This is a genomic window from Micromonospora halotolerans, assembly GCF_032108445.1.
GTDB lineage: Bacteria > Actinomycetota > Actinomycetes > Mycobacteriales > Micromonosporaceae > Micromonospora > Micromonospora halotolerans.
In genome coordinates this window covers 1991740-2006362 of record NZ_CP134876.1, presented here as the reverse complement: position 1 = coordinate 2006362, position 14623 = coordinate 1991740, and the positions used below count along the sequence as shown (strand labels likewise).

The window sequence follows — 14623 nt, the reverse complement described above, 5'->3', positions numbered from 1 at the left end:
ACGGTGGCGGCACGCTCAGTGACGGGGTCAGCCGGGAGGAGTCCGCCGATGTCACGGGGGGAGATCGACGAGGCCTGGATCGAGGAGGCGGTGCGGCGCTACCGGCGCATCGAGACCCTCCAGGCCGAGTTCGACCAGGCGGTGGCGACGGTCGAGGTCACCGTCCGCTCGCCGGACGGCCTCGTCGAGGTGGTGGTGACCGCCGGCGGTCGGATCACCGACGTGCGTTTCCTCGGCCCGCTGCACCAGCGCAACCCCCGCGACGTCGCCGGCTCGGTGCAGGCCGCCGTGACCGCAGCCGCCGACGCGGCGCAGTGGGCCCGGGAGAAGCTGCACAACGAGACCTTCGCGGCCTACCGGCCGCTGGCGGGAGCCTGACATGGAGACGCTGCGCGCGCTGGCCGCCCGCCTGGACGAGGCCGGCGCGACCCTCGCCACGCTGGCCCACACGGTCACCGCCACCGACCCGCCGCACCCCGCGTTCGGCGCCCACGCCACCGGCCGGCCCGGCGAGGTCGGCCGCGCCCTGCACCGCCAGTGGACCGAGGCCACCGGCGACCGGGCCCGCGAGGCGCAGGCCGCCGCCAACCGGCTGGCCGCCGCCGCGGCCGCCCTGCGCAGCGCCGCCGACCGCTACCCGGCGACCGACGAGGCCGTCGCGCGGCGGCTGGCCCGGGAGGCGTGATGGACGCCCTCGACCGCCTCGCCGAGCCGGGTCTCGACCTGCTCGTCCGGGTCGACGCGCTGCTCGCCGCCGGCGCGCCCGAGGGGCACCGGCTCTGGCCGCTGCTGCGCCGGATGCGGGTGCTTCCCGGCGCGGCGGTGCGCGAGTTCCTCGACCTGCACCCGGCGCCGCTGACCGGCGCCGGCCACGCCGTGCGCCGGCTCGTCCGGGGGTACGACGACACCGGCGCCGTCCTCGCCGACCCGGTCGCCTGGTCCGGGCCGGCCGCCGCGGCCTACGACGAGGCCCGCACCGCCCTGCTCCGGCACCTCGACGAGGGGCCGGAGAGCCTGGTCGGGCGGCTGGAGTCGACCGCCGGCTACGCCGACGCCCTGGCCGACTGGGTGGAGGGGAGCCGGGCCGCGCTGGCCCGGGCGCTGGCCGAGGCGCTGCGCTCCGCCGAGGCGGTCACGGTGCACGCCGCCACCCGCCCGGGGGCCGAGCCCGGCCGGTCCGGGGCCCTCGCGGCCGCCGAGATCGCCACCCGGGTGCTGGGTGTGCTCGGCGTGGCCTACGACGGCGCGGAGACGCTGCTGCGGCAGTGGGCGCCGAGCCTCGCCGAGACGACCTGGCGGGACCGGCCCACGAGCGTGCCCCGCTACGGCGGCACCACCCGGATCGGGCACTGACCGGAGCCGCACAAGCCCACGGCGTCGCACGCCGAACCGGCCGTGACCGGGCTCCGGCGGCGACGCCGTGGCTTCCCCTGCACCCCCCGCAGGTATGGCTTCACTCAACGCGGTCGGCCGCCGTTTGTCCCGTAGCTGACTCATGTTTCAGCCGTCCGGGCGAGGACCAACGACACGAGGGGTCGGGATCGGTTCGGTCGAGTCGACAATCATGGATCGCTGCGGCGGGTGACCGGACGGCGACGGGCGGCCGACCCGGGTCCGTCCGGAGGTCGTAGGGTGGTGGACATGGGCATGCTCTGCGCGGTCAGTTTCAACCGGTACGGGCGCCTCTTCTACCTCGACCCGGGTGAGCTGCGCCCCCAGGTGGGTGACAAGGTGCTGGTGCCCACCGACGACGGGCCCGAGGTGGCCGAGTGCGTCTGGGCCGCGCAGTGGGTCAGCGAGGACACCGAGGGCTTCCCCCGCCTCGCCGGCCTGGCCGGCGACGACGACCTGCGCCGCGACGAGCTGCTGCGCCGGCGCAAGGCCGACGCCAAGGTGGCCGCCAAGCGGCTGATCCGGGAGCACGGGCTGCCCATGAAGGTGGTGGCGATCGACCACGTCTTCGCCACCCCGGAGACCGGCAGCGACCGCACGACCGTCTACTTCACCGCGCCGCACCGGGTCGACTTCCGCTCCCTCGTCCGCGACCTGGGCGCGACCCTGCACTGCCGGGTCGAGCTGCGGCAGCTCTCCGCCCGGGACTCGGCGCGCGTGCAGGGCGGGATCGGCTCCTGCGGGCGGGACCTGTGCTGCGCCACCTTCCTCACCGATTTCGAGCCGGTGACCATCCGGATGGCCAAGGATCAGGACCTGCCGCTGAACCCGCTGCGGATCTCCGGCGCGTGCGGCCGGCTCATGTGCTGCCTGAAGTACGAACATCCTCTGTACGCCAGGTTCCAGGAGTCCGCCCCGTCGATCGGCGCCCGCGTCACCACGCCCGAGGGGGAGGGCCGCGTGGTCGGCCACAGCGTTCCCCGGGACGCGGTGACCGTCCGCCTGGACGCCGACGGCTCGCGCTCCATGTGCTCCCGCGCCGACGTGTGCGGCTCCCGCCAGGCCTACGAGAGCCGCGACCAGTCAGGCCCGGAGGCCACAGCCCGATAACTGCCAGGCCGGGCAGGCTCCCGCCGCGCTCCCGCCGGGCTCCCTCGGCCTCCGCCGGCGATCATGAGGTTAGCGGCGAATTCGATCTCCTTTCGTGCCGCTAACCTCATGATCAACGCTCGGGTCAGCGGAGGACGATGGGGGGCTCGGCCAGGCGGGGGGTCAGGGGGTTCTTCGGGAGGATCCAGCTTGAGGTGGGGGACTGGTCGGGGTTCAGCTGCCAGGAGTGGGAGACCTTGTCGACGGCGATCGGGTAGATCGTCAGTGTGCCGTCCGGGTCGATGCGGAGGCGGAGGAACGACTTCGAGTCCTCGATGCCCTGGCCGGCGAAGAGCTCGTTGACGTTCACCCCGAACGATCCCGCGACCAGCAGGTAGAGCGCCACCAGCTGGCTGGCGACCAGCCCGCTCACCGGCCCGTACAGGACGGCGGCGGCGACCGCCGGCAGCGGCCACGGCCAGTCGTAGAACGGCAGCTGCAGCCAGAGCCAGGTGCCGCCGGCGGCCAGCGCCACATGGGCCACCCCGTGCGTCACGCCGAGAATCCAGTGCCGGGCGTGCCGCTTCCCGCCGGCGCTGGGCGGCTTGGCGAAGAAGGCCGCGCCCAGCAGCGTCACCGCCAGCATGATCACCAGCGGCACGCTGAACAGCCGCTGCTCCGTGGTGCCGACGTGGTTGCCCGCCACCCCGGCCATGGCCAGCATCAGCAGCGTGTGCAGGGTGCCCAGCAGGGTGGCGAAACCCGGGTTGCGGAACGGCAGCCGGCCGAAGATCCCCCAGCCGTACCGCCGGGAGCGGGCCTTGTCGGGGTAGCGGGCGGCCAGCTCGTACTCGCGGGTGCGGCTGGACCGGCGGGCCAGCGTGTCCCGCGGCGGCACCTCCAACCGCTCGGGCAGCTGGTGCGTGGGGTAGAGGTAGGCGCCGCCACCCCCGCAGGTGATGAGCTGCCGCTCCGGGCCCGTGTAGCGGGCGTAGTGGTGCAGGTCGCCGGAGACCAGCAGCCGCACCTGCGCGCCGGTGGGCGCCACGATCGTACGGATGAAGTAGTCGATCGAGTCGTAGGCCGTGGGATGGTCGTGGGCCTTGACCCAGGTCGGCGCCGGCACCGCCAGGATCACCTTCGACCGTGGCGTGAGCTTCCGGGCCACCTCGTCGAAGTAGGTGAGCTGCGGGTCGTCCAGGTACGACCCGGACTGGTCGTCGAGACCGAGCAGCCACCAGTCGGCGGGCAACTCCACCGCGAAGTACGAGCGCGACTGGCCGGTGCCCCAGCCCGCGAAGTGCCGGTCCCGGGAGCGGACGAACAAACGCAGGAACGCGGTCAGGCCGTCGTACCAGTCATGGTTGCCCGGCACCGCGAAGAGCGTCGGCCGCTGCGGCGGCGCGATCGGCAGCGCGGCCTGGTACGGCCCCTTGCACCGGTCCTCGTACGCCTCGTACGCCGCCGACGGATAGACCTGGTCGCCTCCCATCACCAGAGTCTGCGCCCGGGGCAGCCGGTGCCCGTCCACCTCCAGCTCCGGCCGAGCCAGCAGGTACGCCACCGAGTACGTGGCGTCGAAGCCGTCGCCCAGGTCGGCCACGTAGTCCAGCCAGAGCCCGCCGTCCGGCCCCACCTGCCGGAACGTGTCGTCGCCGAACGCGTTCTGCAACTCGCGCTTGTCCAGGTACGCCCCGAACAGCATCGCCAGCAGGGTCCGCAGCCCGGTGCTGATGAGCAGCATCGGCGCGAGCCACGGCACCGGCTTACGCGGGGTGAAACCCAGCTCCAGCGGGTCCAGGCTCCGCGGGCGTCGGCTGGCCCGCTCGCCCGGGTGCGCCTCGGGGATCGGCTGCTGCGGCGGCACGTGATCGTCACTCACCCGCCGCAGGGTAGTCCCGACCGGGCGCGAAGTCTCTCCCGCGCACGTGCCGAAACTCCCGGATGTCCGGTTCAGTAGGCGGGGGGATCCCGTTCGGCGTCCGGCGGGGTGTGCCGTACACTTGACGATCGTTGCCGCCTTAGCTCAGTCGGCTAGAGCGACGCACTCGTAATGCGTAGGTCGACGGTTCGATTCCGTCAGGCGGCTCGGCACAGAAGCCCAGGTCATAGACCTGGGCTTCGCCGTTTTCCGAGGTCGATCACATCGCCGCTGGCGGTCCCGGTCCTTGGATAGTCCTTGTCCCGGGCAGCGAACGCCTCGTCCAGCCGGTTGGCGACCGCGTCCAGGTCGTCACCGAACAGGCCCGCGTACACGTCCAGCGTCATCGACGCCGAGGCGTGCCCGAGCATCCGCTGCACGGCCTTGACGTTGGCACCCGCCGCCACAGCCAGACTCGCCGCCGTATGCCGCAAGTCGTGCGGAGTCAACCCGGCCAGCCCGACCGATGCCGCCGCCGGCGCGAACACCCGGGAGCGGAAGTTGGTGTTGCGCAGCGGCCCGCCGTTTGGGGCAGTGAACACCAAGGCGTCCCGCGACTTCCCGGCGACTTGCGCGGCCAGCTCGTCGACGAGGAACCGCGGAATCGGCACCGATCGCCGCTGGTGATTCTTCGGGGTGCCCTCGACCAGCTCCCCGCCGACCTCCGCGAACGCCACCGCCACGGTGACCCGACGCCGCAGCAGATCCAGACGGGACACGCGCAACGCCGACGCCTCGCCCCACCGCAGCCCGGTATACGCGAGGAAGCGGACCAGCAGCCCGTAGCGTCCGCACGCCTCCGCGAGCCTCGCCACCTGGTCGTGGTCGAGGAACACCGGCTCCTCCCGCACCACCCGAGGCAGCCGTACGCCCTCCGCCGGATTCCGGGACAGGCGGCCATCCCGCACGGCGTGCGACAAGGCCAGCGACAGTACCCGGTGCGCGTACCGGACCGTTGCCGGGGCGAGGCCGGACGCGGTGAGCCGTTGGACCCAGGCTGCCACCTCCGCGTATGAGACTGCTGAAAGAGGGATCTCCTCCCACGTCGGAAGGATCTACCGCCGTAGCGCCAGCTCATACCGGGCGCGAGTCGACGGCTTGAGTTGCACCTGAGCCGCCATCCACTGCGACGCCCAGGTTCCCACCGTCACCCGCGCCCGAGCCGGGTCGATCCAGTCGCCCCGCGTGATGGCTGCCTTGGCTGATGCCTCCCAGCGCTCCGCATCCGACTTCCGATCGAAGTGCCGAGCGATCTGCTTACCCGACGCGTCATAGACGCGCGCCCGCCACTTCCGATTCGGCCGCTTCTCGACGCTCACCGGCTACCCCGCCTGCTTGGCAAGCCAGGCCCGCACGTCGGCCGGGTCGTAGCGCAGGTGCCGACCGACCCGAGACGCCCGCGGCCCGATCCGGCGGTAGCGCCACTGGTAGAGGGTGCTGACCGGGACGCCGAGGAAGGTCGACACGTCCTCAGCCGTCCAGAGCGGTTCGATCGTCCGGGTCTTCATGCTGTTCCCTCCTGAGTTGTGGCAGTTGCCGAAACATTGGACGGGTCGGCGGCCCGTCTCGCGGCGTCGAGCTGTGCCCGCCATTGGATGCGCTCCGAGATGGCCCGCAGGACCCGATGGCCCAGGGGTGGCACGTCGGGGTCGGTGGGTTTGGCGAGTTCCCAGGCGTGCCGCACCGCGTCGGAGTCGGTCGGGGCGGTGTCGGCGTCGGTGGTGACGCCGAGCAGCGCCTTGACCCATTCGCGCCGGTCGGCCCGGTGATCGGCCAGGGTCTTGCCGGACCACTGCCGAGAGATCAGGACGCGTCGGCCGCCGATACCGAGGGTTTCCCGCTTGTGGACCTTGTTCTTGCAGTTGCCCGGCTTCAGCCCGGGGCGGGCCTTCTTGGGTTGGATGCCGTAGAGCAGCCAGTTGGCGCACCGCTCCGAGCACGGGGTGTGCCGCAGCTCTTGCCACAGCCGTTCTAGGTGCGCCCGCTGCCTGGCCGTGGTGACGTCGTGGCAGTCGGCGGCCTGTTTGGTGAGGTACTTGGTGATGTACCCGACGCACCGATCGGCGTCCTTGGTGCCGGCGAGCACACCCTTCGCGTCGACCTGGCTGCCGAAGCGGACCACGTGCACCGGCTCGGCGTCGGGGTCGGCGTCGACCAGGTCCAGGGCGTCATCCCACGACGGCAGCAACTCGCCGGTCTCGGGGTCGGTGTAGCCGGCGGCGTGGGCGTTCCACTGCGGCGCCCTTCCCGGTTCGTAGACCAGCTCGTGCGCCGGGGGCCACCAGACTTGGTGGTAGGTGGCGGCGGCTACTTGCCGGACGAGGGCGCGGGGGATGGTGCCGCGCATGGCGAAGTGCGCGTGCGGGGCAAGGCGGCGTTGCGGCTCGACTGCGCCCGCGTATTGGACGTTCCAGCCCACGGCGCGGCGCAGGTTCTGCCAGAACCTGTCAAGGCGGCCCGCAAAGCGGCCGCGCCGGCCCGGCCCCGGCCTGCTGGCGACCTCCGGCCGGCATCGGCCGGGCCGGCCGGCCACGCTTGAGGACGACCAGGACCACGAAGACCTCGGGGCTCTGCCCCGAACCCCGGCCCTCCTCAGAGATGCCGCCGCGGATCACCTCATCGGGCACCACAAGGGCTACCAGCCTCCCCGGACGGGGCCAAGGTCGTTCCTTAGGGTTTCTGCGTCTGGATGGTGTTCCGGGCCGCCGGGTTGGCTGGGTGTGGCTCAAGGTTGTTTGCCGTCAGGTGGCCATGGACGAGCGGCCGCCCAGCCAGCCCAGGGCGCCTTGACCGCTGATTGAGATCTGCGAATCGTCGCTTGCTAAGGAACTGCCGGCGGGGTCGTCCGAGGTGACCTGGATCTGGGTGCTTCGGGAGGACGGCTTGGCGCAGGTATGGGTAGGCGTGGACGCGGGCAAGCAGGCTCACCACGCTGCGGCGGTGGACGTGGGCGGGCGGGTGCTGTGGTCGACGCGAGTGGCCAACGATCAGCAGGCGATTGCGGACCTGATCAGGCGGGTCGGCGCCGGTGACGAGGTGGTGTGGGCAGTCGACCTGGTCGGCTGCGAGACCGCCCTGCTGCGGGCAATGTTGGCGCTGGCAGGGCAGCAGACGCTGTATATCCCAGGTCGCACGGTCAAGACGATGGCCGACGGGTTCGCTGGAGAGGCCAAGACCGACGCGCGTGACGCGGTGGTGATCGCGAATACCGCTCGGATGCGGCATGACTTCCTGCCGGTCGAGACACCGACGGAGCTGATCGCCAAACTCGCGCTGCTGGTCGCGCACCGCGCCGACCTGGTCGAAGACTGGGTCCGCACCGTGAATCGGCTGCGCCGCTTGATGCTCGGGATCTCCCCGGTATTGGAACGCGCGTTAACCTTCACCAACGTCGCGACGTTGATTCTGATCAGCGCCTTTCAGACGCCCGAGCAGATCCGCGCCGCCGGTCGAGAGCAGCTCGTGGCGCATCTGCGCCGGCATCGGGCAGTGAACGCCGTCAAGGTCGCCGATCAGGCGTTGGCCGCCGCGGCTGAGCAGGATCTCACCCTGCCGGGACAGGACACCGCTGCTAACCTCGCCGCCGAGCTGGCCACCCACCTGCTGCAACTGCACCGACGGATGCGGAACATCGACAAGGCAATCGAGGCCGCCTTCAGCGACCACCCACAGGCCGGCATCATTCGCAGCCTGCCCGGCATGGGGGCACTGGCGGCGGCGGAGTTCATCGTCGCGGTCGGGGACCTGTCGACCTTCGCCAGCCCCGATCACCTGGCCGCCTACGCAGGCCTCGCGCCGGTGGCACGGGACTCTGGCAAGCGCGTCGCCAACCTGCGCCGGCCGCAGCGTTACAACCGACGGCTGCGCCACGTGTTCTACATGTCCTCGCTCAGCACCCTGCGAATGAACGGCCCAAGCCGGGACTACTACCAGCGCAAACGGGCTGAGGGACGCAAACACCAGCAGGCGCTGATAGCCCTCGCCCGCCGCCGCGTCGACGTCCTCTGGGCACTGCTCCGCGACAACCGCTGCTTCCAGCTCCAACCACCATCAACGACGCCCGCCTGACACCACCAACCGCCCCGCGCCTTGACAACCGCCATTGAGACTCGTCCGGTAGGGCGCTCCACCTTGTCCCCGTCCGGGGAGGCTGGACGGTCTGGCGACTGCCCGACGAGGAGATCCGCTCAAACCGCTAGGTAGCGCCTCCACCGCTCATCAAGGCTGTGGATCGGTGGTGACGAGGCTGGCAGCAGTGCTCAGAACGACGCCGACGGTCAAGAAGAAGACGGTAGCCAGCGCGCTGCGAGCAGCCGAGCGACTGATGGCATACGTGATCAGGGTGCGGACGAACTGAACATCACCCCAAGTCATGTCGGGCTCAACGCCCCGTTGGGGACGGTAGTCGGCCGCCTTCTCCGCGTCATCCCTATGACGTTCCGAGGACTTCCGGATGATCTGGCTTGGCTGTACAACCATTCGTACAGCCAAGCCAGCTGCCCAGGGTTGCCGGCGGGCGGCAGCAGCAGACAAGCCACGCAGGCCAGAGGCACTACTAGTCGCGCTTGGGCCAGATGGGGCCCTGATCGGTCCAAATGACACCCTTGTTACGGCAGAGGCAGAAGGGGTGGCCAATGGGGTCGGCGTAGACGCGGAAGCCGTAGCCGTCGGGGCCGATGCAGTCCTGCTGCAGGGTCGCGTCGAGGGCCAGGACGCGGCGCTGTTCGGCCTCGATGTCGTCGACTTCGAAGTCGAGGTGGAACTGCTTGGGGTGCTCGCTGTCGGGCCACTGCGGGGCGCGGTAGTCCTCCACCTGGATGAAGGCCAGTTCGATCTCGCCGAACTGGATACCGGCCCAGTTCTCGTTACTGCCCTCCTTGACCGGGAGCCCCATCACCCCAGAGTAGAAGGCTGCCAGCTTCATCGTGTCCGGGCAATCGATGATGAAGTCGGTTAGTCGTAGCATCCCGCGATCTTGCCACAAGATCAAATGAGCCGGACTTTGAGACAGGCTGCTGCGGCCCTGGCGCGACGGCGACGCCGAGGTCGCCGAGGAGGATCCGCGGGGCGGGCTAGTCGACGTGGGAGCAAAGGATGGGAGCCACCGGGGCGGACGGGATCGGACGGGACGGGACCGATCGCGTTGCCGAGCGCTTGAGGACCAGGACCAGGCGGACGGCACCGGACGGCTGGGCATGGTCTTGGGAATCTACGGATCAGATGGCGGCACCGCACTGCATCAGTCCTCATTTAGTCCTCAAGAGGCCGGACCGCGACCACCGACACCGAGAGATGCCGAGAGGGATTTCCGCAGGCCAGGTGGGATTAGGGCAGGTAGACCGCCGTGGGCAACTTGATCTCGTAATGCGTAGGTCGACGGTTCGATTCCGTCAGACGGCTCCATAGAAGGGCCCAGGTCACCGGCTTGATCGCCGACCATGACCTGGGCCTTTTGCTTGCCGTTTTGAGGCCGAGCAGCCAAGCGAGCAGCCAACCTAGCGTGAACGTCGACACGCCGCCCGGCCGACAAGCCGAACAGCGTGTCAACCAACACCGTGAACGTTTGTGGTCAGGGCACTAGATCACACGGCGCCGTACCCGCCACACCACCACACTGATCAGGACCGCCGCGACGGCGATGAACAGGGCCGCCTCGATGAGCTGGAACGTCCAGAACCGGTCGGCCGGGTGGTAGACCCCGAACTGCTGGATGCCCCTCGCGTGCAGGAACTGGTTGAGGTTGGTGCCGGCCCGGTTGGCGGCGCCCTCCAGCTCGTAGTACTCGGTCCAGCTCAGCCTGCGCCCGGTGGCGTCTGCGTAGCCGTGGTCGATCATCCAGTCAGCGAAGCTGGGCACGGACCCGTGCCCCGCCTGGTCCTTCGAGCCGCCGACGGGGACCGGCTCCATGGTGGTGAGCGGCGTGGCGTACGCGGGACGGGCCAACAGTGCCACCGACATCCGGGCGGCGAGGAACGCCCCGAACGCGACGCCGAACGCGGGCAGGCTGCGCCGCAGGATCGCCCCCGCGGCGGTGGCGACGCCGAATGCGAACAGCGCGTACGCCACCGGAACAAGTCCCTCCAGGTCGAAGGCGTCGTACTGGAACCGTCCTTCCCACGCGTCGAATGGCTGACGGAACCAGGTGAGCACCGCGGTGAACATCCCGGTGAGCGTGACGGTGACGCCGGCGAGTGCCGCGAGCTTGGCCGCCAGCCAGCGCATCCGCGGCACGGCCTGCGTCCAGGCGAGCTGCCAGGTGCCGTCCTCCAGTTCGCGCGCGAGCAGCGGCGCACCGAGGAACGCACCGATGACGACGGGGACCAGATAGAAGCCCGCCAGGAGGTTCTCGACGTACCCGTACTCTTCGTCGAGCCGGCGGAAGGAGGCCGCGCAGGCCTCGTTGATACCGGCCTCTCCCGCACACCGGGCGGGACCGCCGGGGAACAGGTCGTGGGCCTGCGTCCCGAGCACGAGCAGGGCAATGCCGAACATGCCGACAAGCAAACCCAGGACGCAGACCTCGGTCCGGTGCTGGCGCCAGATCAACCACGTCATGCCGCCACCCCCGACGTGACCGCGGCGCTCGGCTCGGACGGCCGGCGCAGGTACGCCAGCACCAGGTCCTCCAGCGCGACCGGCTGGGCCTGCCACCCAGGCGCGGCCGGGATCGCGCCGTCGCGTACCAGCAGGGTCGTGTGCCGGTCGCTGTGGACGGCCTCCACGACGGCGCCGGCCCGGTCGAGGTCGGTGGCCGTGCGCGGGCCGACGAGCAGCCGGTGCTCGGCGAGGAGGGTGTCGATGTCACCGGTGAGCGTGACCCGGCCGTGGTTGAGCACGACCAGGTGGTCGCAGACGCGCTCCAGCTCGTGCACGACGTGGGAGGAGAACAGGACGGTCACCCCGCCTTCGGCCACCGCGCCCATGAGGACCTGCAGGAACTCGTGCCGGGCCAGCGGGTCGAGGCTGGCCACCGGCTCGTCGAGGACAAGCAGGTCCGGCCGCTTCGCCAGGGCCAGAGCCAGCGCGACCTGGGCCTGCTGACCGCCGGAGAGCGTACCGGCCCTGCGGTCGAGCGGGATGCCCAGCTTCGCCAGGCGGCGCTCGGCCAGCCCCTGGTCGAACCGCAGGTTGCAGGCCCGGCCGAAGCGGAGCATCTCGGCGACGGTGAAGCGCTTGTACAGCGGGTGGTCCTGGGCCAGGAACCCGACCCGGGACAGAGTTTGCGGGGTGCTGGCGGTGACGTCGTGGCCGAGGACCTCCACCGTGCCGGTGCTCGGTGCCAGCAACCCGACGACCAGGCGCAGCAGCGTGGTCTTTCCCGCGCCGTTCGGCCCGACGAGGGCGATCACGCCGCCCGCCGGCAGGGCCAGGGTGCAGTCGCGCAGCGCCCAGCCCCTCCGGTACCGCTTGCCCACACCGTCGGTGCGCAGCGCGAACTCGTTCCCTGTCACGCCACGTCCTCATTCCTCGTCTGCTGGTGGACGGAAGTAAAGAGCGCGTTGACCGCCTGCTCGTCGAGGCCGGCCGCGTAGGCGCGGCGCAACCAGGTCGCCAGGCCGCGGCGCAGCGACGTGTACGTCGATGCCGACATCGCGGCCGACTGCTGTTCATTGACGAACGTGCCCTGGCCGGGCCGGCCGGTGACCAGGTTCTCCTGCTCCATCTGCCGGTACGCCTTGGCGACGGTGTTCGGATTGATCGCCAGGTCCTCGACCACCTCCCGGATGAGCGGGAGGCGGTCACCGGGTTGGAGAAAGCCCAGCAGCACCGCCTGGCGGACCTGCTGGACGAGTTGCAGGTACGGCGGCACGCCGGAGTGGGTGTCGAGCCGGAAGACGAACACGGTAGCCCTTCCTGCTTTACTAGTACCGTAGTAAAGCAGGAAGTTGGCGGTCAAGAGAGCCGACGCGCCCGCACGACCGCGGTACCGGATCCGGGCGCACGCCTGCCCCGACCGTCGGCGGGAACCCGCGCGTCGGGGCGCGGTGGCGACAGCGACAACGGACCGGCGATGGACGCGATGAGGCGGCTGGCCGCGTGCACTGCGGCTGGGGCACGTATCGGTATGGCCGTCCTCGGTGGCGGAGAGCGGTGCTCTATCCCCCGCGCTACGGGGCCGTCGGGGAAGGGCGCCAGTGGCGCCAACGCCCGCCGCGCGGAGCAGGCGCGCTCGCATCGTGTTACTCACCCGCTTCGGGCGCTGCTGGCCGGGCCCTGACGAATCACCGTCGAGCCGTTGACCCCGCTCACCCCCTCCCAACGTCGGGAACTCGACGACCAAGCGGAGCGCATCGGCGAGATCCTGGAAGGAGAACCGCGGTTGACCATCGGCACGGTCACCGTCGGGAGCCACGCATAGGCCATTCAGCACAACATTCCGCCTCGCGACCGCCACGCCTGACTGCGCAGCCAACCTACTCAGCCCGAGTGCGCAGATTGTCGCCAAGCTGGTTGGGCAGACCGGCTTCGCGGTCCTGAACCCCTTGACGCGAGTCGGCGCTCAGGAGCGCGTTGCGGGTCAGCTGCATCCTGATCAGGACTTCACCCTCCACGCCCATCACGCACGAGGTCGTTAGGCGCTGAGGCGGCTCCGCGAGCGAGACGAGTACGCCAACGCCGACCGCGTGTACGGACGGCTGTACAGCCATTCGTACAACCAAGCCCGCCCGCCGAGGCCGACGCTGCCCGACAACGACGGACGGGCTGACCAGGAGCGAAGCCGCCCGATCAGGCACCGCGATGTTTTTCTAATCCCCAGGCCGCCCTTCGGCGGGAACATAGCCGGTTGGAGAGTGGACGAACAGGCGGAACCCCATCTGGACCCGCTGGTGGCGAGGCAGGCCGAGAACTTCGAAGTCGACCGCGAGGTCATCGAAGAAGAGCCCGGCTCCGGGAGCCTGCTCCACGTCCGGAATCGTGATCGTTATGAGGACCGGCAGATCCCTGCCCGCTCCCACCCTGATCGACCGCAAGGGCGCCGCCGTGGCCGGGTCGAACGCGACGGCAGTGGCCTCATCGACGGCATGGTTTGCTGCCAAGCGCGCGACCTTGAACACGTGCTGATCGACAGGACCGTCATCGACCGCGATGTCGGTGATCGTGACCGGCCAAGGACCGGGATTGCGGATGGACGCGCCGAACGTGATCTGCCCTCCGGGATTGAACGTGAACCGCACCTCCGTCCTCGGCCCTTCCGTGCGGGACTCCGCATCAGCTCCGTGCCACCACGAGCTGCCGTGATCGAGGCGATGGCCGAGGGTGGCCGCCAGATACCCGGCACACAGTGCGACAGCTAGCGTGGCGGCCAGGAGCCGCCGACGGCGCATCACAGAGGCCTCCGCGTGGAGACGTGCACCGGCGTCAAGGTCATGGCAGCGCACGCTACAACGCGCACGTGCATCGCGCTGCCCGTGCCATCCACGTGCCAGCAGCCGGTGCACCGGGCGGTCATCGGGGGGCACGAACGGTCATGCGTTCATGCGCGGACCTGGTCCACCACATGCTTCCCGGCTGTGACCTTCGTCCTTCGAAATTGGCGGTATGAGTCAGCCTGGCGCGTGAGGTGCTTGAGGTCTGGTCGGCGTGGCGCGGTGGCCGAACACCAAGCCCGGCGGAGGCGTGCGGCGGCCATCATCCACTACGCGGAATGGGACTACCTGCCGGTGAAGGGGTAGCCGTCAGCGGGCCCTTGACCGAGCAGTCCGTATCTAGCCGCAAGAGGTCGACGGGTGGCGTCGCATGCTTGCTCTTCCTGGTGACCCCGTCACCCTTGGGCCCCGCTGCTACTCCTGCAGGTACCCGGTAGCGGGGTCGATGTCACGGAGGAAGTTGCGGACAGCCTCCTCCATCTCAGGCAGGGTCATTGCCGAGCCGGAACTGGTGAAGCCGTAGTCGTGCGGCCCGCTGAGCCAGTCGAAGTCGTAAGCGACGGGCCTCTCGGCACGCTCACGGACGCGAAAGTCCTGGCCGTCGACCGTGATCATGATCGGGTCATCCTCGGTATATCGAGGTCCCATGTGCTCGGGTGCGAGCCCTGGCTCCGGTTCGGTCGACATGCACGGTCCTTTCCACGGCTACCCATGGGGGCGCGCCACCGTCGGTGGTCACGATGCCGGGCGACACCTCACTTACGCGCACATTGTCCTGCGCGTCCTTGCCCATCGACACGAATCCGAGGCTCAGCTCCTGACCCGTGCGCCGTACCGCCGGTCGTACAACCAA

Annotated in this window: 16 protein-coding genes and 1 tRNA gene; 6 read left to right on the top strand and 11 right to left on the bottom strand. The window is 70.2% G+C overall.

Annotation, left to right across the window (positions count from 1 at the left end):
* Nucleotides 1–48 precede the first annotated feature (48 nt).
* From RMN56_RS09420 to RMN56_RS09405, 4 genes are all read left to right on the top strand, one after another.
* Nucleotides 49–378, top strand: coding sequence for a YbaB/EbfC family nucleoid-associated protein (locus tag RMN56_RS09420; protein ID WP_262283299.1), 330 nt, complete (start codon nucleotides 49–51; stop codon nucleotides 376–378).
* Between the two features lies 1 nt (nucleotide 379).
* Nucleotides 380–685 (top strand): hypothetical protein, encoded by a 306-nt coding sequence (locus RMN56_RS09415; protein WP_313723449.1) that lies wholly within the window; start codon nucleotides 380–382, stop codon nucleotides 683–685.
* Nucleotides 685–1353: a hypothetical protein gene (locus tag RMN56_RS09410; protein WP_313723448.1), complete on the top strand. Its 669-nt coding sequence runs from the start codon at nucleotides 685–687 to the stop codon at nucleotides 1351–1353. The genes RMN56_RS09415 and RMN56_RS09410 overlap by 1 nt, the downstream gene beginning before the upstream one ends.
* Before the next feature lie 288 nt (nucleotides 1354–1641).
* Nucleotides 1642–2502 (top strand): PSP1 domain-containing protein, encoded by an 861-nt coding sequence (locus tag RMN56_RS09405; RefSeq protein ID WP_313723447.1) that lies wholly within the window; start codon nucleotides 1642–1644, stop codon nucleotides 2500–2502.
* A 124-nt stretch (nucleotides 2503–2626) separates the two neighbouring features.
* On the opposite strand, the gene RMN56_RS09400 is transcribed toward RMN56_RS09405, so the two are convergent.
* The gene (locus RMN56_RS09400; protein ID WP_376787288.1) at nucleotides 2627–4363 is read right to left on the bottom strand and encodes a metallophosphoesterase family protein; all 1737 of its coding nucleotides are present in this window, start codon (nucleotides 4361–4363) and stop codon (nucleotides 2627–2629) included.
* 133 nt (nucleotides 4364–4496) lie between these two features.
* Here RMN56_RS09400 and RMN56_RS09395 point away from each other — a divergent pair.
* Nucleotides 4497–4570, top strand: a tRNA-Thr gene (locus RMN56_RS09395).
* Nucleotides 4571–4587: 17 nt separating this feature from the next.
* Here RMN56_RS09395 and RMN56_RS09390 read toward each other — a convergent pair.
* Genes RMN56_RS09390 through RMN56_RS09375 form a run of 4 tightly spaced genes read right to left on the bottom strand, consistent with a single transcriptional unit; the run spans nucleotide 4588 to nucleotide 6935 of the window.
* The gene (locus RMN56_RS09390; protein WP_313723446.1) at nucleotides 4588–5406 is read right to left on the bottom strand and encodes a tyrosine-type recombinase/integrase; all 819 of its coding nucleotides are present in this window, start codon (nucleotides 5404–5406) and stop codon (nucleotides 4588–4590) included.
* Nucleotides 5407–5457: 51 nt separating this feature from the next.
* Nucleotides 5458–5721, bottom strand: a complete 264-nt coding sequence (locus RMN56_RS09385; RefSeq protein ID WP_313723445.1) for a hypothetical protein — start codon at nucleotides 5719–5721, stop codon at nucleotides 5458–5460.
* 3 nt (nucleotides 5722–5724) lie between these two features.
* Nucleotides 5725–5910: a helix-turn-helix transcriptional regulator gene (locus RMN56_RS09380; RefSeq protein ID WP_313723444.1), complete on the bottom strand. Its 186-nt coding sequence runs from the start codon at nucleotides 5908–5910 to the stop codon at nucleotides 5725–5727.
* The gene (locus RMN56_RS09375) at nucleotides 5907–6935 is read right to left on the bottom strand and encodes a replication initiator (RefSeq protein WP_313723443.1); all 1029 of its coding nucleotides are present in this window, start codon (nucleotides 6933–6935) and stop codon (nucleotides 5907–5909) included. Before RMN56_RS09375 ends, RMN56_RS09380 begins: the two co-directional genes overlap by 4 nt.
* Before the next feature lie 350 nt (nucleotides 6936–7285).
* Between RMN56_RS09375 and RMN56_RS09370 the strand changes: the two genes are divergently transcribed.
* Nucleotides 7286–8470 carry an IS110 family RNA-guided transposase gene (locus RMN56_RS09370; RefSeq protein WP_313724689.1) on the top strand — a complete coding sequence of 395 codons (1185 nt, stop codon included), beginning with the start codon at nucleotides 7286–7288 and terminating at the stop codon, nucleotides 8468–8470.
* Between the two features lie 487 nt (nucleotides 8471–8957).
* Here the strand turns inward: RMN56_RS09370 and RMN56_RS09365 are convergent, their stop codons facing one another.
* From RMN56_RS09365 to RMN56_RS09340, 6 genes are all read right to left on the bottom strand, one after another.
* On the bottom strand, nucleotides 8958–9368 hold the full coding sequence (locus tag RMN56_RS09365; protein WP_313723442.1) for a VOC family protein: 411 nt from the start codon (nucleotides 9366–9368) through the stop codon (nucleotides 8958–8960).
* A gap of 611 nt (nucleotides 9369–9979) precedes the next feature.
* Nucleotides 9980–10957 carry an ABC-2 membrane transporter-related protein gene (locus RMN56_RS09360; protein WP_313723441.1) on the bottom strand — a complete coding sequence of 326 codons (978 nt, stop codon included), beginning with the start codon at nucleotides 10955–10957 and terminating at the stop codon, nucleotides 9980–9982.
* Complete coding sequence (locus RMN56_RS09355; RefSeq protein ID WP_313723440.1) at nucleotides 10954–11853, bottom strand: ABC transporter ATP-binding protein; 900 nt, start codon at nucleotides 11851–11853, stop codon at nucleotides 10954–10956. Before RMN56_RS09355 ends, RMN56_RS09360 begins: the two co-directional genes overlap by 4 nt.
* The gene (locus RMN56_RS09350; RefSeq protein ID WP_053656509.1) at nucleotides 11850–12245 is read right to left on the bottom strand and encodes a GntR family transcriptional regulator; all 396 of its coding nucleotides are present in this window, start codon (nucleotides 12243–12245) and stop codon (nucleotides 11850–11852) included. The genes RMN56_RS09355 and RMN56_RS09350 overlap by 4 nt, the downstream gene beginning before the upstream one ends.
* A 904-nt stretch (nucleotides 12246–13149) precedes the next feature.
* Nucleotides 13150–13578 carry a hypothetical protein gene (locus RMN56_RS09345; RefSeq protein ID WP_313723438.1) on the bottom strand — a complete coding sequence of 143 codons (429 nt, stop codon included), beginning with the start codon at nucleotides 13576–13578 and terminating at the stop codon, nucleotides 13150–13152.
* Nucleotides 13579–14184: 606 nt separating this feature from the next.
* A complete protein-coding gene (locus RMN56_RS09340; protein WP_313723437.1) occupies nucleotides 14185–14457 on the bottom strand; it encodes a hypothetical protein in 273 nt (90 codons plus the stop codon).
* Nucleotides 14458–14623: the final 166 nt, after the last annotated feature.